This window comes from Schaalia sp. Marseille-Q2122 (genome assembly GCF_903645355.1).
Taxonomy (GTDB): domain Bacteria; phylum Actinomycetota; class Actinomycetes; order Actinomycetales; family Actinomycetaceae; genus Pauljensenia.
Map to the genome: position 1 here is coordinate 318,883 of NZ_CAHJXR010000005.1, position 21,210 is coordinate 340,092.

Here is a 21,210-nt window from a genome sequence, read left to right on the forward strand (position 1 = left end):
TCGTCGTGGCGACCCCAGTGTAAGGATGAACCCCTGTGAGGGGTGCGACTCTTTAGGAGTCGCAGACCTGAACATTGAGTCGGAAGACACCGTAGGTCCAGCCATGGCGGTGGTAGACCACGCATGGTTGCTTCGTGTCCTTATCAACGAAGAGGAAGAAGGGGTGGCCAACCAGTTCCATCTGGTAGAGTGCCTCATCCACTGTCATTGGCTCCGCCTCGTGCACCTTCTGGCGGACAATCACAGGAGAATCGCCCAGCTGCTCTTCGCGGGCCTCTCCAACCTTGAGGTCCTCTGCCGAACGCAGATGTTCATCGACCTCAACTTCTTCAACCTCTTCGACAGGAAGATCAACAGGCACTTCCGCCAACTCGATGTCATCGATACCCGGGTAGCGGCGATGATCCTTCGCACGGTCGCGCAAACGGCGCAGACGTTCGAAGAGCTTTCCTGCTGCGATATCCACTGCGGCGTAACGATCGGCAGATTCTGCTTCTGCTCGAATAACCGGACCCTTCCCGTAGACCGTCAGCTCGATCCGTTCTGCGGTATCAGCCTGACGAGGGTTGCGCTGGTGAGTGAGTTCAACGTCGATTCTCTGAGCGCGGGGGTAGAACTGGGTGACTTTTGAGACCTTCTCTTCAATGTACTCACGGAAGTTGGGGTGGATCTCGGCGTTACGTGCCACAACAGTGATGTCCATGATGTTCCTCCATGGGAGTAAGAGCGGGGAAACCCCGCGTGGTGGATCCCAAGTGCGTCATCGCCTTGGGCTGTGCGTCCGGCTACCACCTCCCATCTGCACCGGCGGGTGATAAGTACCCTCCGACTGTGTTGTGACACACAATACTACGCTCCGTCGTGATGTGCATCATAGCCACGAAGGATGCAAAAACTTTCATCGACCGACCCGGCACAGCGCACCGACACCCAGCACCTGCGCACCCAACAGGCGCCCCATTTCCCGAATTGTCGCCCCGGTTGTCACCACGTCATCAACCACCACGACCCTCACCTCCGAAGGAAGCTCCACGCGCAAGCGCATCGTCCCTGCACGGCCTCGTCGCCTTTCGCCACCACTGCGCCCCGCCTGACTTCCCACACCCCAACGCAGGGCGCACGCCTGCACAAGACGCACGCGTCCACCTCGTCCCTCGTAGATCCCCTGCGCGACACCTCGCCCCAGCATGAGCGCCACCTCGCGCCCGTTCCATCGGCGCCGCCACTGTGAAGGTGCGGGCACGACCCACAGTTCCTCCCACTCCCCCAGCAGGCTGCTCTGGCTCATACTGCGCCCCAGCGTGCGCCCCGCCTCCCACATAAAGACATCCGTATCAGCCCGATCACGATGCTTTGCAGCCAGAAGAATACTCCGCACAGGACCGTCGTATTCACCCAGACTCCACAAGGGAAGGTCCCCACGATGAGCCTCGCCCTCCAGCGCACCCTCCCTGCCCCCCTCAGGCGCACCCCAGCTTTCCCCTTCAAGAATCCCCCAGCTGTCAGGAGGCATGCGCGCAAGAGCCGCACATTCACAGCAGAGCGCCACATCCCAGCGTCCACAGCCGACGCATTGCGTGGGTAAGATCAGTCCTTCAAGAGCACGCAAAAGATTCATACTCCCCATTTCAGCAGGTGTGGAGCGCGACGCCTGCCTAAGCCGCCAAGCTGTGGATAACGCTTCCCACACCCCAGGGGAGAGCACACTCAGCCGGGGAAACGCACGCCCACAATCTTTTGTGGCACCTGCAGCCAGATCGCGCTCGAACGCGCCCACACCTTCCCGTCGGCCGTCGTCACATACAAGGAAGAGGCAGAGGCGCCTGCAGTCACATAGCGCGCGTTCTCAGGGGCCGCCAGGGAGTAAATGAAGCCCCCCAAGGGAATGAGTTCCAGCTGCATATGCCCGCCGTCGTGCTGGTGCAGGGCCACCACCATTGTCGAGGACGCCCACGACACGTCAACCACGCCCTCGGACAGGCGCGCCAGGGGACGCAGGTCCGACAGGGCAATCGGCTTTCCTTCCTGATCACGAGAGATCGTCGCCACCCACAAGCCCTGAGCTTGTCCGACGCGACGCAACATGACCACCCGGGAGCCATCGGGCGAGACCCGCAGCGCGTGGATCTCATCTTCGTAGGCGCTGCCTGTCAGGGGACTGGTTTTGCCCCCCAGATGAATCAGTGCCAGCATCCCCTTGTCACGCGAGGCTGTCCACGCCCAGTTGTAGCGGTCGATGGAAGGCCAGCTCGGCTTCGTCACCGGAATGGATTGGGTGGTTCCTCGGCCGCGCTCCCACAGGGTCAGCGTGGTGTCGGAGGCCCACGCCAGCAGATCGGAGGAGACAGGGCTCATTGCCAGACGAGGCAGAGGCGCGTTGTGCCCATCGGGGAAAGGCTGGGGAGTGTAGCTCGACCCGGTTTGGATACCGATCCCCTCATCCGTGGAGGCAATCGCAGAATCAAGGCGATAGTTCGGCCCGGCGGGCAGAGCTTCAGCGCTCATCGTCTCCCCGCCCACGGTCAAAGTCACATCTGCCACCAGCGCTGATTGCTTCAAGGTGGTGGCGACCTGCCACAGGAGAAGCGTCTGGGCTGAGGTGGAGGGGGCTTGCGCTCCTTCGAGCACAACTGTCGCGACGCTGTCCTTCACGCTCACTCCTGCGCCACCTAGCCGTGCTCCTTCGGGGATGGCGCTGGCAACTGCGGGCGCAATATCGGCGTTTGGCCCTTTGAGGAGGCCATCGACCATGTGGGAGACGATTCGTTTGCGAGGATACCAGCGCGGGTCTGGGATGAGGGCATTGCCATCGGGAGAGGGGAAGTAGAGATTGACCGCTTCGAAGGCTGCGGCGAAGGAGGCGCGCGAGAGGACGATGCCATCATCTGGCAGGTTGATACGCCATTCGTTCCCCTCTTGGATGAGGTGGAATCGACTTTGGACAGCTGCTGTTGCCTCTGCCTCTGTCAGGGTCCCTTCAGCATCGACGCTTGCTACGGCAGGGGCGTTGACAGTGACGAGGGCCTTCCCTTGTTGTTCTTCCACATCGAGGCGCGGGGTTGAGTCCGTGGAGTAGATCTGGATGCTTGCGCGAGGTTTCCACGTGCGTTGGGAGGTCGTGGAGAGGAAAAGCCTGGCGGTCTCAAAGTCATCGGAGGCGCCGGCAGCGCAGGCACGCAGGAAACCTTCGACAAGTTGATCGGGGGTTGCTCCTGGCAGGGGCGCGCCTGCCACGAAGTTGATGGTGCCGGTGGTGGGTGTGTTGACATCAAAGGGTTGAGGGCTACCGGCTGAGGGCAGCGCCGAGCAGGCGCTGAGGGGAAGGAGTAACGCGATGAGGGCCGCTAGGTGGGTGCGGCGCGGGTGGGCGCTCATTGTTCTCCTTCCCAGATGGCGAGGGGGCTTGGACCGGGATCTTCTGAGACTCTTCGCGGGATGACCATGAGGAAGGAGGCTCCCTTGCCTGGTTCTCCGTAGGCGCTGAGCAGACCATTGTGCAGGTGAACGTCTTCGGCGGCAATGGACAGACCAAGTCCCGTGCCGCCGGTGGTGCGGGCGCGGGCGGGGTCTGCGCGGAAGAAACGGTCAAAGACGCGCGCGGCTGTTTCTTCGGTCATGCCCACTCCGTAGTCGCATACTCGGACGGCCACTCCAGTGTCGGTTCCGGCAAGGTGGATATCGACGGCGCTGCCATCCGCATGTTCAATGGCGTTAACGAGGAGATTGCGCAGCACGCGCTCCATTCGGCGGGCGTCGACTTCGGCGGCGCAGCGTTCTTCAGGCTGGTGGACGCGCACCTCCACCCCCAAGCGTTTAGCCAGTTCAGCATTGGCCTCAACGACTTTGGACACGATGGAACGCATGTCGGTGGATTCGGCTTCAAGCAGTGCTGATTGGGCGTCGTGGCGGGAGATCTCCAGGAGGTCGGCGAGCATTGATTCAAAGCGTTCGACCTGGCCGTGGAGAAGTTCAGCGGAACGGCGCCCGGAGGGGGTGAGTTCGTCGCGTTCGTCCCAGATCATTTCCTCTGCCATGCGGATGGTGGTCAGCGGGGTGCGAAGCTCGTGGGAGACGTCGGTGACGAAACGCTGTTGGAGTTGGGAGAGTTCGTCGTATTCGGAGATCTGACGTTGGAGGGAGGCCGCCATGTCGTTGAAAGCGTGGCCCAGGCGCGCCATTTCGTCATTGCCTTCAACGGGGACTCGGGTGTCGAGGTTGCCTGCGGCCAATCCTGAGGCCGCTTCTGCGGTGCGGCGCACGGGGCGTAGCAGTTGGTAGACGCCGAAGAATACGCCGAAGGGCAGGAGGAGGACGATGGGGAGAACAGCAATGGTGAGGACTTGAAGCGTCGTGTACACCATTGCTTGATCTGCGGCCAGAGAGTAGACGATGTAGAGCTCGTGGGCGCCTGCACGTGGGAGGATCACCTGGGTGCCGGTAATAATACCGGGCGCTTCGGGGCGCGTTTCGGTGGCGGGAATGAGGATGGATTGCCAGTGGGCCTGGCCGCTGTGTTGGACCGCTTGGCGAAGTTCATCGGAGATGATCGCTGCCGAGTTCGCCGGGATGATTTCGTTGATCCGAACGACGGATGAGGCCTCGGGGGAGCGCAGGAGAACGGCTGAAACCGCGCCGGCGCCAGCGGCCGAAAACTGAATGTTTTCGACGATTTGCCGGGCAACTTCTTGGACCTGGTCTGGCGAGGACGCGGTGGATTGTTCGAGTGAGGATCGGGCTGAGGAGAAACGCACTGATGCGTCTTCGAGGACGACGACACGTCGTGTCTCGAACATGGAATCCGTCAGTTGGCTCGAGACGACGACGGAGGAGACGGTGAGGACGATGATCGCTGTGGCAGTGATCGACAGGGCGATGCGCAAAGAGAGGGAGGAGCGGAGACGCTGGACGAGGGGGTGGCGACGCAGGCGTTCTCGGAGTGGTGTCAGGTATGTGCCGAGGCGCGCGAGGACGCCCCTGGCCTTCGCGTCGCGTCCTGACGCTGGCCGTGGGGGTCCTGGCTGTGAGGCCATCCTCAGAGCTCACTTCCAGCCGCTGTATTCACGGCCACTGTCTTAGGAGGTTGTTCCGGCGCGGTAGCCGACGCCACGAACGGTGACGACGACTTCGGGTCGTTCGGGGTCTCGTTCGATCTTGGAACGCAGGCGCTGCACGTGGACGTTGACCAGCCGGGTGTCGGCGGCGTGGCGGTAGCCCCAGACTTTCTCTAGGAGTTCTTCGCGTGAGAAGACCTTCCAGGGTGCGCGGCCAAGGGCGACGAGGAGGTCAAATTCGAGGGGGGTGAGGGAGATGAGTTCGTCCCCGCGGCGGACGGCGTGGCCTTGGACGTCGATATTGATATCGCCCAGGGTGAGGTGTTCTTCGCCGGAGTCTTCGCGTCCGCGTAGGCGGGCTCGTACGCGTGCGACAAGTTCCTTGGGTTTGAAGGGTTTGGGCACGTAGTCGTCGGCTCCTGCTTCCAGGCCAGCGACGACGTCGGCGGTGTCGGTGCGAGCGGTAAGCATGACGATGGGCACGTCAGATTCGCGTCTGATGAGGCGACAGATTTCGATGCCGTCAATGCCGGGAAGCATGAGGTCAAGAAGGACGAGGTCGGGCGTGGTGGTACGGAAGGTGTCGAGGGCTTGTGCGCCGTCGGCGCAGTCCATCACAACGAAGCCCTCGGATTCGAGGACGATTCCAATCATTTCAGCCAGTGCGACGTCGTCGTCGACAACGAGGATGCGCGAAGTCATGATCACGATTTTGTCACGACGCGGCCAGTTATGCACCTTCCTCAAGCAGTTTGTTGCAAGTCCACGCTGTGAATCCACTTCTGCCGGGCAGATCGGAGGTCAGTGTGCGTTCACAATGGGGACATTTTCTTCCTTCCAGTCACTTCGTGAACGAAAAACCGGGGGAAACGTGGCACGATGTATTCCGATAGTTTGTGAATGGCCACTACTGGCAGAGAGGACTCGGCATGACTGACCAGCCGCGCGATAATGAGCCCACCACTCAAGGATGGCAGGCTCCTGACTCCTCTCCTGGCTACCAATCGCCCTCTCCTGATCCCTCCTACCAGGATTCCCCGGCCAGCGGCTGGGAAAACCCCACCCCCTCCAATGGGCAGGGCAGCCAAGCTCAACAGCCGGCCTCGCCCTACTACTCTCCTGACGCCTCGCAGGCAGGTACTGCGCCCGGAGCACCCCCGTATTCCAGCTACGCCCAGGGCGCACCGGGAGCCCAGGGCGCACCGGGTGCCCAAGGAACGCAGGGAGCGTCTGGGGCGCCGGGCACCCCGGGTGCTGGCCCCTATGGCGGGGGCGCCTACGGCGGCTATGCCTCATGGGCTCCTGCTCCTCAGCCGGGCATCATTCCTTTGCGTCCGTTGAATCTGGGGGATCTCTTCGACGGCACCTTCCGGGCAATCCGCTCCAATCCGACGGTCATGTTTGGGTTTGCTGTTGCGGTGATGGCAGTGCTGTCCCTCATTTCGGCGTTCTTCACCTGGTACACCCTGGGTGGTCTGATGGCGACTTTGGCGGATCCGGCAGCCTTCGATGGGGATAGCTTCGAGAGCGTTGCTTCCTCCCTGACCTCGACTTTCCTCACCAGTGCTGCCAGCGCCATTTTGAACTCCATCGCGGTGATGATCCTTACCGGCATGCTGGCTTTGACGGTGACGGATGCGGTCATTGGCCAGATGACGAGCATCGAACACGCTTGGGAACGCATTCGTCCTCGCGTGTGGAAGCTGCTAGGCCTTTCCCTCCTCGTTGGCCTCATTTCGATCCTCGCCCTTCTCGCGGTCTTCGCTGCCTTCGGAGCTCTTGCAGCTGCCGCTTACGCAGCAACAGAGAGTGGCGTCCTCGTCACCTTGATCGTCGTGTTCTTGGGACTTCCGCTTGTCACCATCGTCGCCTTCTACGTGCAGGTCAAGCTCCTCTTCGCTCCGACTGTCTTGGCGATTGAAGGTCAGGGGGTCATGACCTCCATTACCCGCTCCTTCGCCCTGTCGAAGGGTTCCTTCTGGCGCGTCCTGGGCCGCCTGTTGCTCGTCACCGTGGTGACCAGTTTCATCGGCGCTATTTTGGGCGGCCTTGTTGGGATCCTGCAGGCAATTCTTCCTCTCTTCACCAGCGAAGCTTTTGCCATGTCGGTGAGTACCTTCCTTACCGGCATACTCACGGCCTTCCTCATTCCGATTTCTGCGGCGTTCCAGACGCTCATGTACATCGATGAGCGCATGCGCAAGGAAAACCTCGCTCCCTCACTCATTCAGGCATCGCAGACTCAGTGATACCTTTGTTCCTCTCTGCGGTCGTGCCTGATCCGCTGATCCCCGATCCGGATACCGGCCAGTCCTTACTGGCCGAGGAACTTGCGCGTCCAGAGTACGGAAGCGAGATGTCCCCTCTGACTCGCTTCTTCGCCAACCTCCTTCGCGGCATTGCCGACCTTTTCAACGGCGAGGGTTTGGGGGAAGTGCCTGTCTCTTCCATCGTGTTGCTGGTCTTTGCGGTGTTCCTCATCGCTCTGGTCATCATCGTCCTCCTCAACCCGGTTCGGCTGCTGCGCCGACAGTCAGCCGACCTCTTTGGTGAGGAGGAGGCGACGGTCCCCCTCGCTCAGGAGAGGGCTCGGCTTGCCGGAGCGTCGGGCCAGTGGGAGGAAGCGGTGGTGTGGGAATTTCGTGCCTGCGCCCTCATTGCGCATGAGAAGAACCTCCTGGTGTTGTCTCCCGGTTTGACGGCGAAGGAAGTGGTCGATCGCCTGCTTCCCCATTTCGCCACTGCTTCGGATGCGTTGAAGCAAGGGCGCCTTGACTTTGACGGTGTCCGCTACGGTACCGCTCACGCTGATGAAGCGATGTGGCGGCGGATGCAGGGCCTCAGCGCCATGGTCCAGTCGGGAGGCGCCTGATGACCTCCAGTGTTGTCGTCACACCGAAGGTGTCCCAGCGTCTACGCGGCTCTCGTTCGTTGATCTCGATTGGACTTATTGCGTTGATCTCCGGGGCGCTCTTCCTGCTCATCCCTCAAGATGAGTTCGACACTGTGCCACTGTCCCCGGCCAACCCTGGACCTCGTGGGGCCCGTGCTTTGGCGCAAGTTTTGGAGGATCTGGGGGCAGAGGTCATCTACGCTGCCGACGCTTCCGAGGCCATTGCCGAGGCCAAGTTGCCTAATACGACGCTGGTCATCACCCAGCCTGACCTCATGTCCTCTGAGATCGACGAGGCCGCCGCCGAGCTTGGGCGCGTCGTCGGGATCGGCTCCCTACCGCCGGGGGATTCGGAGGTCTTCCCCGGGCTCGAAACCTTGACGACTGGCACCACGCCTGACCTTGAGGATGCGGTCGCTGTTTCTCTAGAAACCGCATCGTGTGCAAGTCCCTCGGCGAGGGCGGCACAGTCGGCGACAGCAGGGCGGCGGCACGTGTTTTCCGCCTCAGCTTTCATGGAGTCTGCGACGGGTGTGCAGCCAGGCCAGATCCCCGGGCGCCCGGCCGACTGGGAGTGGTGCTTCCTCGTTGATGATTCGGGGGATCCTTTCCTTTCCCCAGACGATCAAGGGTCCGCTGGTGCGATCTATGCCGAAAAGTGGCAGGGGGAGACTTACCGTGCGGTGATCGCCAATGACCTTCTGGCAACCAATGAGTGGATCGCGCGTGAAGGCAACGCGACGCTCATGCTTAATGCACTCACCGCCCCCGCCCCGCGTGATGACCTGGGACGGATCGTGTGGTACCGGGCTTCCCTGACAGACACCCTACGGCCCGTGGTTCCTGGAGCGCCCTCGTGGCTTGTTCCCGTCTCCCTTCTGCTGATCGGCGCCACCTTGTTCCTCGCAGTGGCGCAGGGGCGCCGACTCGGTCGGCTTGTCCCAGAAGACCTGCCTTCCTATGTCCCTGCAGCGGAAACGATTACTGGCCGTGGACGTCTGCTGCGCCGTCAAGGTCAGCGTGCCCACGCTGCCCACCATCTTCGGGTGGCAACCGCTCGCCGTCTTGCGACTCGCCTTGGCGTACCCGAAGGGGAGGACCCTGAAATGCTTCGCAGCGCCCTGCGCGGTGCAGGCGTGAGTGATACCGATAGTCAATGGCTGTGGTCACCTGAACCCGCCACCGATGATGACCTGGTCGAAGTGGCTTCCAGGCTCGCCGCGATTGAAGAGGAGATTCGTAATGTCCGGCACTAATCCTTATGGCCCGGCCACCCCAAGCACGCCTGGCACCCCAAGCACGCCTGGCACGCCGACGACCCCGGGCATGCCGGGCACACCGATGACTCACCTGCCTCCAGCGGCTCCGCCTGCCTCTGCCCAGCAACCGTCACTGCCCCAGGCCCAGCCCACGCAACAGGCGCCGACTCCGCAGTCCCCGGCTCCTCTCTCACCGCAGGCGCGTCAATCCCTCGTTGCCTTGCAGCGCCTCAACGCCGAAATTGGCAAGGCCGTCGTCGGCCAGCAGGGAGCTGTCACCGGCCTCATTATCGCCCTTGTTGCCGGAGGTCACGCCCTTCTCGAAGGACCTCCCGGCGTTGCTAAGACCCTGCTCGTTCGTTCCTTGGCCGCTTCCCTGGACGTGGAGATGACTCGCGTCCAATTCACCCCCGACCTCATGCCAGCCGACATCACGGGTTCGCTCGTGTGGGATGCGGGCACCTCGACCTTCGAATTCCGCCCCGGCCCGGTCTTCACCAACCTCCTCCTGGCTGACGAAATCAACCGCACACCACCTAAGACTCAGTCGGCCCTGTTGGAAGCCATGGAAGAACACCAGGTTTCCGTTGATGGCGAGACCCGCCGCCTACCTGAACCGTTCATGGTCGTCGCGACCCAAAACCCCATTGAACACTCCGGCACCTACCCACTGCCTGAAGCGCAGATGGACCGATTCCTGCTGAAGATCGATTTGCCCCTGCCTGAGCGCGATGCGGAGATCAGCATCCTCTCCCGTCACCAAAACGGCTTTAATCCGCTCTCCCTCAGCGAAGCAGGTCTAAGTGCCGTCGCCTCAGCTGCCGATGTCCTCGCAGCTCGGGCTGCAGCCGAGAGGATTGACGTCTCTCCTGCGGTGTTGGCCTACATTGTTGACCTTGTTCAGGCGACGCGGCATTCCTCATCCCTGCGCTTGGGCGTCTCGCCTCGTGGCGCTACCGCACTCTTGCGGACCAGCCGCGTGTGGGCATTCCTTCAGGGACGCTCCTACGTCACGCCCGACGACGTCAAGACCATGGCCATTTCAACCCTTGCTCACCGCGTGAGCCTACGCGCTGAAGCAGACCTAGAGGGCATCACCCCCAGGGCTGCTATTGAGAGTATCCTCGCCTCCGTTCCGGTTCCGCGCTAATGGCACTGTCATGGCGAGCGGCGCTCCTAGCAGCGCTGGGCCTTCCTCTGACGATCCTCTTTCCCTCGCGGGTGACCGCGTGGGCGTGGCTGCTGTGTGTGGCGGCCCTCAGCCTCATTGATACTGTGGCGGCGCAGAGCCCCCGCATGTACACGCTCGAACGTCACGTCATCGGCCCGATTCGCGCCGACCAGACGACGACCTCGACCGTTACCGTGCGCAGTCCCTTCTCACGAGTTGCCCGCATTGAAGTCCGTGACGCGTGGCCGCCGTCCCTGCGCCCCTCCCCCGCTCACCACCGCGGAACCCTTGCCTCCTCCGCGCCGGCGACCTTCGTGACGACCCTGGCCCCTGAACGACGAGGTGTCCGCCAGGCTGATTATGTGACCGTGCGGGTATGGGGGCCCTTAGGGCTTGCTGCTCGACAGGTCTCCGTTGCTGTGCCCTGCTCGCTTGATGTCTTGCCGGAATTCCGCTCCCGGCGCCTTATTCCCTCGCGTCTGGCTCGTCTTCAGGAACTCGAAGGCTCAAGTGCAGTGATCTTGCGCGGCCCGGGTACGGAATTTGATTCCTTGCGCGACTACGTGCGTGGTGATGATCCTCGTGACATTGACTGGCGTGCCTCGGCGCGTTCAGATGATCTGGTGGTGCGCACGTGGCGTCCCGAACGTGACCGGCATGTGGTGATCGTCGTTGATACCGGGCGCGCCTCAGCCCTTCTTCTGGGGGCACCGCAGGCGAGCTCCCCCCATCCTCAGGGGCAGATTTCAGCCGAGCAGGACCGCACCCAGCGCGACACCCTCGACCTGGGGGTCGCGCCGCGTTTGGATGCGGGCATTGAGGCGGCACTGCTCATGGAGGCTCTGGCTGATAAGGCTGGCGATAAGGTGCATTTCCTGGCGATCGACCGCCAGGTGCGCGCCCGCGTCTCAGGCCTGAAGGGAGCGAGCTTGCTCAATGCGACCGCACGCGCGCTCCAGGAGATTTCTCCATCATTGGAGCCCATTGACTGGCAGCTGGTGGCTGGTGAGGTTCGTCGAACGGTTCGCCAGCGCAGCCTCGTCCTGCTGCTGACGGAGATCCCGCCGGTGGGAACCGACCCGGAGTTCCTTGAGGCCGTGTCTCAACTGACTGCCTCCCATACTGTGGTTGTGGCGAGCGCGAATGACCCCACGGTTCCTGAGCTTCTTGCCGCGCGGGAAACCTCTGCCGACATTTACACGGCTGCGGCGGCCTCCGCCCTCGCTCACGAGGGCGCTGCGGGTGTGGTGCAGGTCCGCCGCGTGGGTGCCATTACGGTGTCGGAGGATGCGGGATTGTTGGCAGCTCGCACCGCCGATACTTATATCGACCTCAAGCGTCAGGGCATTCTCTGAGCACCTCACGACACCGGGCTGACCACCTCACGACACCAGGCTGACCACAGCGAAAAGCCCGGGGGATGCTCAGCCCGCCACCGGGGTGCTGTAGCCTGCGTCCTCCGTGAGGTCACCGCTATAGCCCGCCCGTACCGCACGCCCCCCGACGACAAAGGTGTAGACCCACACGCCGATGGTCACCAGCAGGCCCAGCCCGATACGCAGCCAGTCAGGCAGATCAGAAGGGGTGACAAAGCCTTCCAGGATGCCGGAAATGAATAGCAGAATGACCAGCCCCAGGGCAACGGTCACCATGGTCCGCCCCGCCTGAGCGACCGCCTGCATGCGGGTCTGCGCTCCAGGGACAAGGAGCGCCCAGAATACTCGCACTCCCGCGGCTCCGGCGATGAAAATCGCGGTCAGTTCTGGGAGGCCGTGAGGCAGGATGAAGCGGAAGAAGTGCCAGATTCCACCGAATTGGATGACGATGGCAGCGACTTGCCCGAGCATCGCAGCATTGTTGAACAGAACATAGGCGGGGTACAGGCCTGTGATGCCCGCGCCCACACATTGGACGGCAATGAAGGCGTTGTTCACCCACACGGAGGCGCCAAATTCAGCGTTGGTGTCCTGGTGGTAGTACTGCACGAAGTCCGACTTGGCGTAGTTCTCCAGTTCAATGGGGGTGCCCAGGGCGCTGAAGCGCACGGGGTCGGCGAACAACCACCATGCGTGAACGGCAGCGACAAGGATGAAGAGAAGCATCACCGTGATACTCCACCATCGGATGGAGTACAGGGCTGCGGGGAGTTCGGCGCGGAACCAGCGGGCGATACTGTAGGCCGAGGTGCCCGATGTGCCCGTCAGGCGTGCGCGCGCCGTTGCCAGGTCACGTGAGAGTACCCGGATGAGGTCCGGGTCGGGGGTTGCTGAACGGATGGAGGCAAGATCTGCAGTTCCCGCCCGGTATAGGCGGGCGAGTTCGTCAATCTCCGGCCCGCTCAAACTCGATGAGCGGGCCAGCTCATGCAGGCGCGACCATGAGCTTGCTCGGGCAGTCTTCAGCGCATCAATGTCCACATCCGCTAGCGTGTCATATATGAGTGCTTCTGTCGTCCCGCTACGCCACATTCAGCAAGAATCGATTGTCACCGGCGAGGCTGTTGCCCTGGAGATTTCCCCGGCATCCCCTCTGCTTCGCGCTGCAGCGACCATGGTGGACATCGCCTTGACGCTCTTTTACACGGTGATTGCCCTCTACGTGGCTCAGCTGTACGTGGAGGTCTCCTCCGAGTCCATGCTCCGCGTCGTCGCCATCGGCACTCTCGTCATGCTGCTGGTGATCCTTCCCATGACTGTCGAGGTCGCCACCCGCGGCCGTTCGTTGGGAAAGTGGGCGTTTGGATTGCAGGTGGTTCGTGATGACGGTGGCGTCATTACAGCTCGTCATTCCTTGATGCGTATGTTGGCAGGCATTCTGGAGGTGTGGCTCTCCCTGGGGGCCATTGCCATGGTGACGACCCTGGTGGCGCCACGTTCGAAGCGTCTAGGTGATATGGCTGCTGGGACGATGGTGATTCGTTTGCCTGAGCCTCAGCTCTATGCCCCGGTGCTGATGCCCCCGGATCTGGCCGAGTGGGCGTCGACGGCGCAGGTGGTGTCCTTACCAACGAGTGTGTCCTCGCAGGCCCTGCATTTCTTACGCACGAGCCGTTCTTTGGTGCCTCATGTGCGTGAGGCTGGCGCCCAGCAGATCGCCCAGCAATTGATGACTTTTGTTGAGCCTGCTCCTCCGGCGAATACTCATCCGGAACGTTTTATTGCGGCGGTCTTGGTGGTGCGCCGTGATCGTGACCTCCTGCGCCTGGTGGCGCGTGATGAGCGCAGCCAGCGGAGTTTTGAACGCGCGACGACCTCGCCCTTTGGACTCTGAAAGACGGCCTGGATTCAGGCTCTGGGCGCGCCCTCCTTCCTCAGAGATTCTCTGACGAAGGGCTTGTGACTATTCCTCTGCGGGCAGGTCAGGGCGAGGCTGGGCGAATGGGCCGAGTTCGCTGGCCACGTGCTCTGCGGCGCTGCGTGGGCGCAGGCCGGCTGGGCGAGATTCGCTGGTGCTGTCACGGGAGGGCGCGGGGGTATTGCTACCGTGTTGGGAGGTTTCGGTCAGCGAGTGGGGACGCAGCTGAGTGACGGTCGCATAGGAGGGTTCTTCCTCGTCGGCGCCTCCGAGTGGGGAGGCTGCGGTGCGCTCATTGTGCGGGGGGTGAGTCTGTGGGCGACGTGCGGCGCCCTCAGAACGGGCGGCGGCACGCACCGCGTCGACGAGGGCCAGGAGGTCGTCGGAGGAGGGCGGCGCTGGCTCGTAGGTGGTTTGGAGGCGGACGATCTGCCATCCCACGGGCACTGTGAGACTCATGGCGTGGTTTTCGCACAGGTCATAGGTGTGCGGTTCCGGTGAGGTCGCCAATGGCCCCAGGACTGCCATCGAGTCATGGTAGTTGAAGGTCAATGTCGCCACGGAGGGGTGGGTGCATCCGGGTTTGGAACAAGGTCGAGCCGCAATCACCGCTCTACCTTACGACTTTCTGGCAAGCAAGGTGGTGACATCGGCGGGTGCGCCCGTCTTTTGCGGCCGCCTCTCCACACGCCGGGGGTGGTGTCGTGGGCGTAGGGCGCTGGCCTGGGGTGGGCTATCGTGGTGTCATGTTCTCTGCGCGCCATCCTTATCGAGATCGCCACGGCCGCGGCATGCGTTCTCCGCTGTTTTTTCCCCGCACGCCCGCCTGGCGTACTCGCCGCGAGCGCTTTGAGGACCTCATGGCGCGGGTGATTGGGGATTTCACGCAGCGTTGGCCTGCGGTGGCGACGATTGAGTTTGCGTGCGAGGACGTGCCGCCCTCTGATCCTGCAACGTGGGAGGATCATTCTTTTGTGCTGTCACGCTTGTTTCCCGCTGATCGTCGTCGCGGGTTGAAGGATCGGATTGTTGTCTATCGCCTGCCGGTGGTGGCTCGCGCTCAGGGGGAGGAATTGGAGCGGATGCTGCGCCATATTCTGCTTGAGCGCATCAATCGGGTATTAATCATTCCTCCCGATGAGTATGACGAGGCACTCAACCAGTAGGGCGTTGTGGCAGTGGCCTGCCTGCGCCAGCCGCTCCGCTTCGCCTGAGCACGCTGTCTGGATGTGGTGTCTGACCGAAGTGCCTCAGCGCAGGTCGAGAGCGCGGGTGAAGCCGCTCATGGCGACATTGCCGAGGGGCCAGACGGCGTCGAGGTTGCCGGTAGGGAGTTCGGCGCGGATGAGGATCGCTGCATGTAGGCCTTCCTCCACGCTCAAGGTCTTCTGAGTCCCTGCCAGGGGAAGGGTCATGCTTGATCCGGCTGGGATGTTTTTCTCTTCCTCCCCGTAGCGGGCTGTGAGGGGTTCGGGGGTGGGGTTGATCAGAAGGATGTCCTGGCTGGCAATGCTGCTCTCAGCGGGGGTTGTCACCGAGGTTGGGCGGATGATCGCCGCATCGAAAGCGCGAGTTAAGGCTGTGGTCATTTCGGTGGCTGCGGGGATACTCAGTGCCCGGATGGGGGTGGAGGGAGTGAGCAGGCCCCGTCCAGTCCACCGCTGTGCAGAGCTTTCTGCAGTTGACTGGGCGGGTTGGGCAGCGCCTGTTGGCCACTGCGTCCCGGGGTAGAGGGTGCGGATTTGAGAGACGACCGGCAGGGTGGATTCGATGACGAGGGTCGAGGTCTCGGTGAGGGCGGGAAGGTCAATATCGAGGACGCTGTGTTCTGCCAGGGAGAGTGTCCCACCGGGAATATCGTGGGTTCCCGCAGTGTCAATGAGGCGCAGGGTGACTTCGGCTTGCGCGGTCATTGCCTCCTCGCCAGCCCCGTTTTCCTTCGCCGTCGGGGCCGCGGTCTGAGCGCTGGCGGTGAGCGAGGGGACGGCAAGACGAAGGGAGTGTGCGCCCTGCGCGGTCAGGCCGGGAATGACGAGTTGAGTGCTGGGCAGGGTGGAGCCCACCCACGCTGATCCTTGGGGGATTTCTCCGTTGATGGCGGAGCTGTGAAGCCATGCAGAGACGCCTGGGCCGTCGGCGTTGAGCCGGAGGAGGAGGCGTTCCTCGTTGGGGAAGTAGCGTCCGGGTTGGATCGACAGTGTCTCGCCTGCGCCGACGACCAGGCCTTGGGAGAGCTGGTCGAGGGGGCCGCGGGCTCCCCAGGCGGCGAGGGTGACGACGGAGGGTTGGCTGCCGACATTGGCCAGGCGGATGACCATGTCTTCACCGGAGGAGGTCGCTCCAGCAGCGAACCAGTGTTCGAGGGCTGCGGGGGTGCAGGGCAGTAGGGAGAGGCCGCGGAGTTCACCGCCTTTTTGTCCGACGAGGCTCACGCCGTGGGGCAGTTCAGTGGTGGTCTCTGCCGAGGCGGGCGCGCCGGCCTCGTTGTTGGAGGCGGGGAGGGTGGTGGTGAGGGCCCACGCGCGGCCGTCAGGGAGTGTGGGAGGTTGTGCGGGTTCTCCTCCCAGCAGGAACTCTGTGGGAATGGCCGAGGAGGGGCGCCAGAGGGTGGCGGCAACCGCGCGGGGCGCTTGTCGATTCGTCGAGGTTTCTGTGTCCTCGACGCCGAGAGGGGCGAAGGGATCAATGCTGGCATCGAGGCAGCCCAGGGTAAGGCTTGAGGGATGCGCGCTCACAATGGTGGCAGGCAGGGGCTGCGGGCGTGCCTCGTCTGCATCGTTGGTGGCCGCTGGCGAAGAGGGGGAAGAGAGCGGGAAGGGCGCCCTGTGAGAGGGCACGATCAAAGTGCTGGCGGCGATAGCGCCAATGGTCCAACACCGATGAACCAGGCAAGGCCGAGGATCCTCGCTTGACGTTTGCGCGTGTGAGTGAGGTAGGTGCTATCAGTGTCGGTTGCAGGCTCGGCCGCGTCGTGGATTGTGTCCTCGTCTTTTGGGGTCGCACTGTCAGTAGGCGAGGGGCGGGGCTTTCCGTGGGCTCGGGGGGGGAGGGTGGTCATGGGCGTGTGTTGAGAGTCCTGCTCCTCGCGGGGATCCTTCTCGTGGGAATCCTTCTCGTGGGAATCCTTCTCGTGGGTGGGTGTCATTGTTTCCTCCCTGCGGGGATACAGCCGAGCAGGGAGACAAGTACGCTGGCGAGCAGCACCCACTTCCAGGCACTCATCCAGGGCGCCTCATAGGTGATGGTGATGGTGGCTTCAGAGGGAATCGTCCAGCTTTGGGCCCACTGGTGGGTGGAGGGGGCAAGCACTTCTCCATTGGCGCGCAACACCCATCCTTGAGATGCTCGCTCGGCCAGGTGCAGGCGGCCTGCCTCATTCGCGTAACCGCTGACTGTGAGGCCATAAGAATCCACGGTGAGGGCCGCCTGCTCCCTCATCTGAGCATCCTCTTGTCCCTGAGGAATGAGCGTGGCGCGTGCCGGGACGCTCCCCTGCGGACGAATACGCCAGCTTGCTCCAGCGCCGGTGTGAGCACCGCGTTCAACACCGGGCGCGCGATCGAGGGCGCGGGCGAGGGGCGCAGCAGAGTCTCCCTCAGGTGAGCTGAGAATAATGGCGTCGACCCCGTGCTCGGCCAGGGTGGCGATCGCCTGAGCATCCGGGGCGGTCATTGCTGTCAGCGCCGCAGAGGCCAGAGAACTCCACGCAGGATCCGTGTCGCGCTGAGCGTGGGAGGCGATCTCGGCGTATCGCAGCAGAGCGGAAGACTCTGTGATGACTGGGCCGCGGCCGCGATAGAGACGAAGACGCAGGGGTTCGGCCGTGGGATCCACGCGGAGGATCCTCGCAGCCCGCGCACTCTCTTGAGCGTGAACGCTGGCCGCAGGCAGAGCATTCGCTGCGGCATCGTGGATGCGTTCGCCGACGGGCAGGCCAACCATCCCCTGCGTGATCCCAAGGGAAGTGGCGAGTGCGGCTATTGCCGTCACAGAGAGAAGCTGGTAGAGCCTGCGCTCCCCCACCGTGGTCCCTGTTGGAGCTAGAACCGCAATGAGCAGGCACACGCCAGCAGCTGACAGGGCCGGTGCAGGCCATGCAAAGGCGATAAGGCCCTCATCTGAGACTCCCACCGGCAGGAAGGTCATGGCGTAGGCGCCGACCATGAACAGGCCCGCTGCGAGGAGCGCCAGAGGGGGAAGCCACAGCCGCCATGCCTCTTTGTGCGCCTGTGTCGGAGCGTCCAGATTTTGCCAGTGGTAGGCGCTTCTCCCAGAGCGCACCAGCGCCCAGATGAGCACAAAAACAGCGGGGACGAGTAGCAGGGCCCATGCTGCCAGCTGGGTGGCATGATGTGGGACGGCCTCCCATCCCTGAGGCATCCCCAGAATGAGCTGCCAGGGTGCCACGCTGGTCCTGAGGTGAGCGGGGTGTGCTGAGGTGAGCAGAGCGAGGACGGCGCCCCATCCGCCGCCTCGCAGGGTGTGCACCAGGGAGGGCAGGACAAGAAGGAGACTTGGCGCCAGTGCTGCCAGAACACGCCACAGGGGTGGGCGGAAGGAGTTGGCGTTGCGGCGGGAGCCTCGTCGCCCGGCAAAGCTTCCGATCAGCGCTGCGAGGCTTGCCGCAACGAGGGCGGCGAGGGCGAGGGCGGGCATGAGTCCGCTGAGGATGAAGAGGCTGAGCGCCGCTGGCCCCCACCAGCGCATCCGAGTACTGGAGGGATCAATAACGGCACTGAGTTCGCCGGCGAGTTCACGGCGGAAACGAAGACCCATGAACTTCAGCCATGCAGCGCAAGCGAAGGGAACAACGGCGTGGAAGAGCACCGCACTGAGGTGACCACTGGTCACGCTCAGCGTCATCATGGGCAGGCTGGCCCACAGGAGGGCTCCAGCGGCACGCGCACCCACACGCAGAGTCAGGGCACTGGCCAGCGCCCAGCCTCCCAGGCCAGCGGCAGGAACAGTGAGGGCCAGCATCCAGGGGCCAAGCTCGTAGGGACTCAAGCCAAAGAGTGCCGCTGGAGCGGTGAGGAGAGCGAGGATCACGACTACTGGATCACTGACACCGGGGGCACCATCGCCGCCGGGAATCCACGGCGTCCAAGCCGCATCCCACAGTGACTGCCAGGAGGAGGGTAGCTGCGCCCAGGCTGCGCCTGTCACGCCATCGAGGAGGGGCGCCCACATGAGCAGGGAAAGGACTGTCAGGAGGGCCGCGACAATGCCCGCCCCCACAAGGGTGCGTGCGCGATGGACGCGGACGGCCCCTGCCAATTCGGGGCTAGCCTCGGTGCCTTGGAGGCGCTCAACGCCCTTACGGATCTCTTGGCGTCGTTCCCGCAGCGCCCGTGACGGCAGTTCCAGGCTGGCCACAGCGCGGCGAGGAGCCCTCGCGTGTCGGTGAATCCAGGCGCGTCTGGCCAGAAGGTGTGGGCTATCAGCCAAGACGTACAGGCCTGCGAGGAGTTCACTCCATGCTCTCGAGCTCTGTCCGGCCACGGCGAAGACAAGGGCGCGAATCGGCGCTGCGATGAGGGCCACGAGCATGATGGCGGGTAGTTGCCAGGCGGGGACGGCCAGGAGCCAGTTGTAGGTGCGCGCGCGCAGCAGCTGCGTCATGGAGCGCTTGGCCTGCCAGGAGCGCCGATGGTGGCGGATGCGGGCCTTGGGGCAGACAACGACGCGGTAGCCTAGACGCCGGACGCGCCGACCAAACTCCAGTCCGTCACCGTAGGGGCCCAGGATCGGGTCGAGGCCCCCGGCCGCCGTCCACGCTTCGGTGGTGACGAGCATGCCTGCAGTACTTACCGCGAGGACGTCGACGCGCCCGTCGTATTGTCCCTGGTCGATTTCTTCGGGTAGGGAGGTCTCTTGGCGGTGGGCGCTTCGGGTGGCAGTGATGCCCACAGCTAAGGCGCGCGTCCCGGTGGCGTCAAGGAGTTTGGGGCCGACAACTCCGATGGTGGTGCCTGCCTCTGCGGCGGCAAGAAGATGTTTGAGGCAGTCAGCTTCGGGGGTGGAGTCGGCGTGGAGGAGCCACAGGAAACGTGACTGAGAAAGCAGTGGGGCGAGGGCGTGGGAGCGGAGGGCTTCGTCAAGAGCGCGCCCGAAGTTATGCGCCGCGCGGGCGTGAAAAAGATGGGTGCCTTGAGGGAGGGAGGCTTCGCTGATGACGCCTTTATCGGAGGCGTCGATGACGACCAGGTGCGCGGGTGGGAGGCTTTGGTGGTGCAGGGCAGACAGGGTTGCGCGGAAATCCTCATCCTCGGCGACAGTGACGAGGAGGGCGCAGGTGCTCTGACCGGTAGCAGTCACGGCGATTAGATGGCGAAGCGACGCAGCTTACGACGTTCGCGCTCAGACATGCCGCCCCAGATGCCGAAGCGTTCGTCGTTTTGGAGGGCGTATTCGAGGCATTCAGAGCGCACAGAGCAGGACTGGCAGACGGCTTTAGCCTCGCGAGTGGAGCCACCCTTTTCCGGGAAGAATGCTTCCGGGTCGGTCTGAGCGCATAGTGCGTGCTGTTGCCATCCCAAGGGCCCGTCGTCAATGCCGAGCAGCTCAAATTCTGAGGCGTCAGACCATGCAATAGGTCCATCTCCGAGGATGTTCCACATTGTTCGCCCCTTCGTCTCTGTTCGGTCAACAATAAGAATTACACGCGTGTCATACGTGAAAGTCAAGCCCAAAAGATGTATTTGGGATTCTCCCCACGTTAGGCTATCCTCTATGCTTTCACTCCACCAGGTTGTTGATTCCTTGTACACACAGGCCCGACCTGTGCTCACGTGGTACGGTCCAGACCGTGTGGAACTCGGCGGCCCAGTGCTTGCTCGATGGTTCTCAAAGACCGCGAACCTCCTCACCCACGAGTACACCGATCTCTATGCCCCCTCACCTGGGGCTTCACAACACATGGTTGTTGATCTTCCTTCGTGTTGGCAGAAAATCATCTGGGTATCCGCCGCAACCTTATGCGGATGGACCGTCACCATCCCCCCACGTCAGGAGGGTTTCACTGCCCACGAGTCCCCCGGAGACGCCCTCGTCCATGACGACTCCCCCACTGCGGAGCCGACTTCCCTCCCTCCGGTCACCGTCTACGTCACCAACCACCTCAGCGCCGCCGCAGAACGCGCCCAGGAAGAGGGCGCCGACCTCTTCCTTCACAACCTTGCCTTCCTCGCTCTGCAATGGGAGGAAGAGCTCCCAGCGGCCGCCATTGACGCCCTCGAAGCACTGATGTCACACAATGACATCCTCGAGCACGAGCATGAGGCCCAGGACTGGCCTCCCCGCACTATGCGCTCCTCCGCCGGGGATACTGCTGCCCCCGTTCTCAGCTCTTCGCATACGCTCAGCGACACGGAACGCTGCGTCTTTCACGAGGGCGACGCCCTCACCCTATGCGCCCCACTCACCGCGCTCTGGGCACAGGCAGGCAGCGCCATCGTTATCGACCCCGCCTACTACGACAACGTCGACGAAATAATGCTCACTGAGCGTCCTCACAACGCCTAGCACCCGCTGCGGTAAGGA

The 21,210-nt window shown here is 63.1% G+C and carries 19 protein-coding genes; 8 read left to right on the forward strand and 11 right to left on the reverse strand.

Features of this window, described 5'->3' with window-relative positions:
• Positions 1–52: 52 nt before the first annotated feature.
• The 5 genes from raiA to mtrA all read right to left on the reverse strand — a co-directional run bounded on the left by raiA (position 53) and on the right by mtrA (position 5,753).
• Positions 53–703, reverse strand: coding sequence for a ribosome-associated translation inhibitor RaiA (raiA, locus tag HWX48_RS07540; RefSeq protein ID WP_175956184.1), 651 nt, complete (start codon positions 701–703; stop codon positions 53–55).
• Between the two features lie 195 nt (positions 704–898).
• Positions 899–1,618 carry a ComF family protein gene (locus tag HWX48_RS07545; protein WP_254873014.1) on the reverse strand — a complete coding sequence of 240 codons (720 nt, stop codon included), beginning with the start codon at positions 1,616–1,618 and terminating at the stop codon, positions 899–901.
• An 89-nt stretch (positions 1,619–1,707) separates the two neighbouring features.
• Positions 1,708–3,375, reverse strand: a complete 1,668-nt coding sequence (locus tag HWX48_RS07550; protein WP_175956186.1) for an LpqB family beta-propeller domain-containing protein — start codon at positions 3,373–3,375, stop codon at positions 1,708–1,710.
• Positions 3,372–5,030, reverse strand: coding sequence for an MtrAB system histidine kinase MtrB (gene mtrB / locus HWX48_RS07555; RefSeq protein ID WP_175956188.1), 1,659 nt, complete (start codon positions 5,028–5,030; stop codon positions 3,372–3,374). Before mtrB ends, HWX48_RS07550 begins: the two co-directional genes overlap by 4 nt.
• Positions 5,031–5,072: 42 nt before the next feature.
• A complete protein-coding gene (mtrA, locus tag HWX48_RS07560; protein WP_175956190.1) occupies positions 5,073–5,753 on the reverse strand; it encodes an MtrAB system response regulator MtrA in 681 nt (226 codons plus the stop codon).
• A gap of 227 nt (positions 5,754–5,980) precedes the next feature.
• Between mtrA and HWX48_RS07565 the strand changes: the two genes are divergently transcribed.
• Genes HWX48_RS07565 through HWX48_RS07585 form a run of 5 tightly spaced genes read left to right on the forward strand, consistent with a single transcriptional unit; the run spans position 5,981 to position 11,729 of the window.
• Complete coding sequence (locus HWX48_RS07565; RefSeq protein WP_175956192.1) at positions 5,981–7,300, forward strand: glycerophosphoryl diester phosphodiesterase membrane domain-containing protein; 1,320 nt, start codon at positions 5,981–5,983, stop codon at positions 7,298–7,300.
• 5 nt (positions 7,301–7,305) lie between these two features.
• A complete protein-coding gene (locus tag HWX48_RS07570; RefSeq protein ID WP_175956194.1) occupies positions 7,306–7,923 on the forward strand; it encodes a DUF4129 domain-containing protein in 618 nt (205 codons plus the stop codon).
• Entirely contained in the window at positions 7,923–9,200 is a 1,278-nt protein-coding gene (locus tag HWX48_RS07575) for a DUF4350 domain-containing protein (RefSeq protein WP_175956196.1), read from the forward strand. Before HWX48_RS07570 ends, HWX48_RS07575 begins: the two co-directional genes overlap by 1 nt.
• Entirely contained in the window at positions 9,187–10,353 is a 1,167-nt protein-coding gene (locus tag HWX48_RS07580) for a MoxR family ATPase (protein ID WP_175956197.1), read from the forward strand. The genes HWX48_RS07575 and HWX48_RS07580 overlap by 14 nt, the downstream gene beginning before the upstream one ends.
• Positions 10,353–11,729 (forward strand): DUF58 domain-containing protein, encoded by a 1,377-nt coding sequence (locus HWX48_RS07585; protein WP_175956198.1) that lies wholly within the window; start codon positions 10,353–10,355, stop codon positions 11,727–11,729. The genes HWX48_RS07580 and HWX48_RS07585 overlap by 1 nt, the downstream gene beginning before the upstream one ends.
• A gap of 69 nt (positions 11,730–11,798) precedes the next feature.
• Here the strand turns inward: HWX48_RS07585 and HWX48_RS07590 are convergent, their stop codons facing one another.
• Positions 11,799–12,791: a stage II sporulation protein M gene (locus HWX48_RS07590; RefSeq protein WP_175956199.1), complete on the reverse strand. Its 993-nt coding sequence runs from the start codon at positions 12,789–12,791 to the stop codon at positions 11,799–11,801.
• A gap of 19 nt (positions 12,792–12,810) precedes the next feature.
• Between HWX48_RS07590 and HWX48_RS07595 the strand changes: the two genes are divergently transcribed.
• Positions 12,811–13,644, forward strand: a complete 834-nt coding sequence (locus tag HWX48_RS07595; RefSeq protein WP_175956200.1) for an RDD family protein — start codon at positions 12,811–12,813, stop codon at positions 13,642–13,644.
• A gap of 69 nt (positions 13,645–13,713) precedes the next feature.
• On the opposite strand, the gene HWX48_RS11350 is transcribed toward HWX48_RS07595, so the two are convergent.
• Positions 13,714–14,277, reverse strand: coding sequence for a DUF3499 domain-containing protein (locus tag HWX48_RS11350; protein ID WP_175956201.1), 564 nt, complete (start codon positions 14,275–14,277; stop codon positions 13,714–13,716).
• 137 nt (positions 14,278–14,414) lie between these two features.
• Here HWX48_RS11350 and HWX48_RS07605 point away from each other — a divergent pair, with 137 nt between their 5' ends.
• On the forward strand, positions 14,415–14,834 hold the full coding sequence (locus HWX48_RS07605) for a metallopeptidase family protein (RefSeq protein WP_175956202.1): 420 nt from the start codon (positions 14,415–14,417) through the stop codon (positions 14,832–14,834).
• A gap of 84 nt (positions 14,835–14,918) precedes the next feature.
• On the opposite strand, the gene HWX48_RS07610 is transcribed toward HWX48_RS07605, so the two are convergent.
• The 4 genes from HWX48_RS07610 to HWX48_RS07625 are packed head-to-tail and all read right to left on the reverse strand — an operon-like array spanning position 14,919 to position 20,288.
• The gene (locus HWX48_RS07610) at positions 14,919–16,505 is read right to left on the reverse strand and encodes a DUF5719 family protein (RefSeq protein ID WP_175956203.1); all 1,587 of its coding nucleotides are present in this window, start codon (positions 16,503–16,505) and stop codon (positions 14,919–14,921) included.
• Between the two features lie 2 nt (positions 16,506–16,507).
• A complete protein-coding gene (locus HWX48_RS07615) occupies positions 16,508–16,813 on the reverse strand; it encodes a hypothetical protein (RefSeq protein WP_175956205.1) in 306 nt (101 codons plus the stop codon).
• Positions 16,810–19,986, reverse strand: a complete 3,177-nt coding sequence (locus tag HWX48_RS07620) for a glycosyltransferase family 2 protein (RefSeq protein WP_175956207.1) — start codon at positions 19,984–19,986, stop codon at positions 16,810–16,812. Before HWX48_RS07620 ends, HWX48_RS07615 begins: the two co-directional genes overlap by 4 nt.
• A 5-nt stretch (positions 19,987–19,991) precedes the next feature.
• Positions 19,992–20,288 carry a WhiB family transcriptional regulator gene (locus tag HWX48_RS07625; RefSeq protein WP_175956209.1) on the reverse strand — a complete coding sequence of 99 codons (297 nt, stop codon included), beginning with the start codon at positions 20,286–20,288 and terminating at the stop codon, positions 19,992–19,994.
• 112 nt (positions 20,289–20,400) lie between these two features.
• Between HWX48_RS07625 and HWX48_RS07630 the strand changes: the two genes are divergently transcribed.
• Positions 20,401–21,192, forward strand: a complete 792-nt coding sequence (locus tag HWX48_RS07630) for a TIGR03089 family protein (RefSeq protein ID WP_303048075.1) — start codon at positions 20,401–20,403, stop codon at positions 21,190–21,192.
• Positions 21,193–21,210: the final 18 nt, after the last annotated feature.

Coding starts and splice junctions, on each gene's coding strand:
- raiA (WP_175956184.1), bottom strand. CDS start 703: ATGGACATCACTGTTGTGGCACGTAACGCCGAGATCCACCCCAACTTC.
- HWX48_RS07545 (WP_254873014.1), bottom strand. CDS start 1,618: ATGAATCTTTTGCGTGCTCTTGAAGGACTGATCTTACCCACGCAATGC.
- HWX48_RS07550 (WP_175956186.1), bottom strand. CDS start 3,375: ATGAGCGCCCACCCGCGCCGCACCCACCTAGCGGCCCTCATCGCGTTA.
- mtrB (WP_175956188.1), bottom strand. CDS start 5,030: ATGGCCTCACAGCCAGGACCCCCACGGCCAGCGTCAGGACGCGACGCG.
- mtrA (WP_175956190.1), bottom strand. CDS start 5,753: ATGACTTCGCGCATCCTCGTTGTCGACGACGACGTCGCACTGGCTGAA.
- HWX48_RS07565 (WP_175956192.1), top strand. CDS start 5,981: ATGACTGACCAGCCGCGCGATAATGAGCCCACCACTCAAGGATGGCAG.
- HWX48_RS07575 (WP_175956196.1), top strand. CDS start 7,923: ATGACCTCCAGTGTTGTCGTCACACCGAAGGTGTCCCAGCGTCTACGC.
- HWX48_RS07580 (WP_175956197.1), top strand. CDS start 9,187: ATGTCCGGCACTAATCCTTATGGCCCGGCCACCCCAAGCACGCCTGGC.
- HWX48_RS07585 (WP_175956198.1), top strand. CDS start 10,353: ATGGCACTGTCATGGCGAGCGGCGCTCCTAGCAGCGCTGGGCCTTCCT.
- HWX48_RS07595 (WP_175956200.1), top strand. CDS start 12,811: ATGAGTGCTTCTGTCGTCCCGCTACGCCACATTCAGCAAGAATCGATT.
- HWX48_RS07605 (WP_175956202.1), top strand. CDS start 14,415: ATGTTCTCTGCGCGCCATCCTTATCGAGATCGCCACGGCCGCGGCATG.
- HWX48_RS07615 (WP_175956205.1), bottom strand. CDS start 16,813: ATGACACCCACCCACGAGAAGGATTCCCACGAGAAGGATTCCCACGAG.
- HWX48_RS07625 (WP_175956209.1), bottom strand. CDS start 20,288: ATGTGGAACATCCTCGGAGATGGACCTATTGCATGGTCTGACGCCTCA.
- HWX48_RS07630 (WP_303048075.1), top strand. CDS start 20,401: ATGCTTTCACTCCACCAGGTTGTTGATTCCTTGTACACACAGGCCCGA.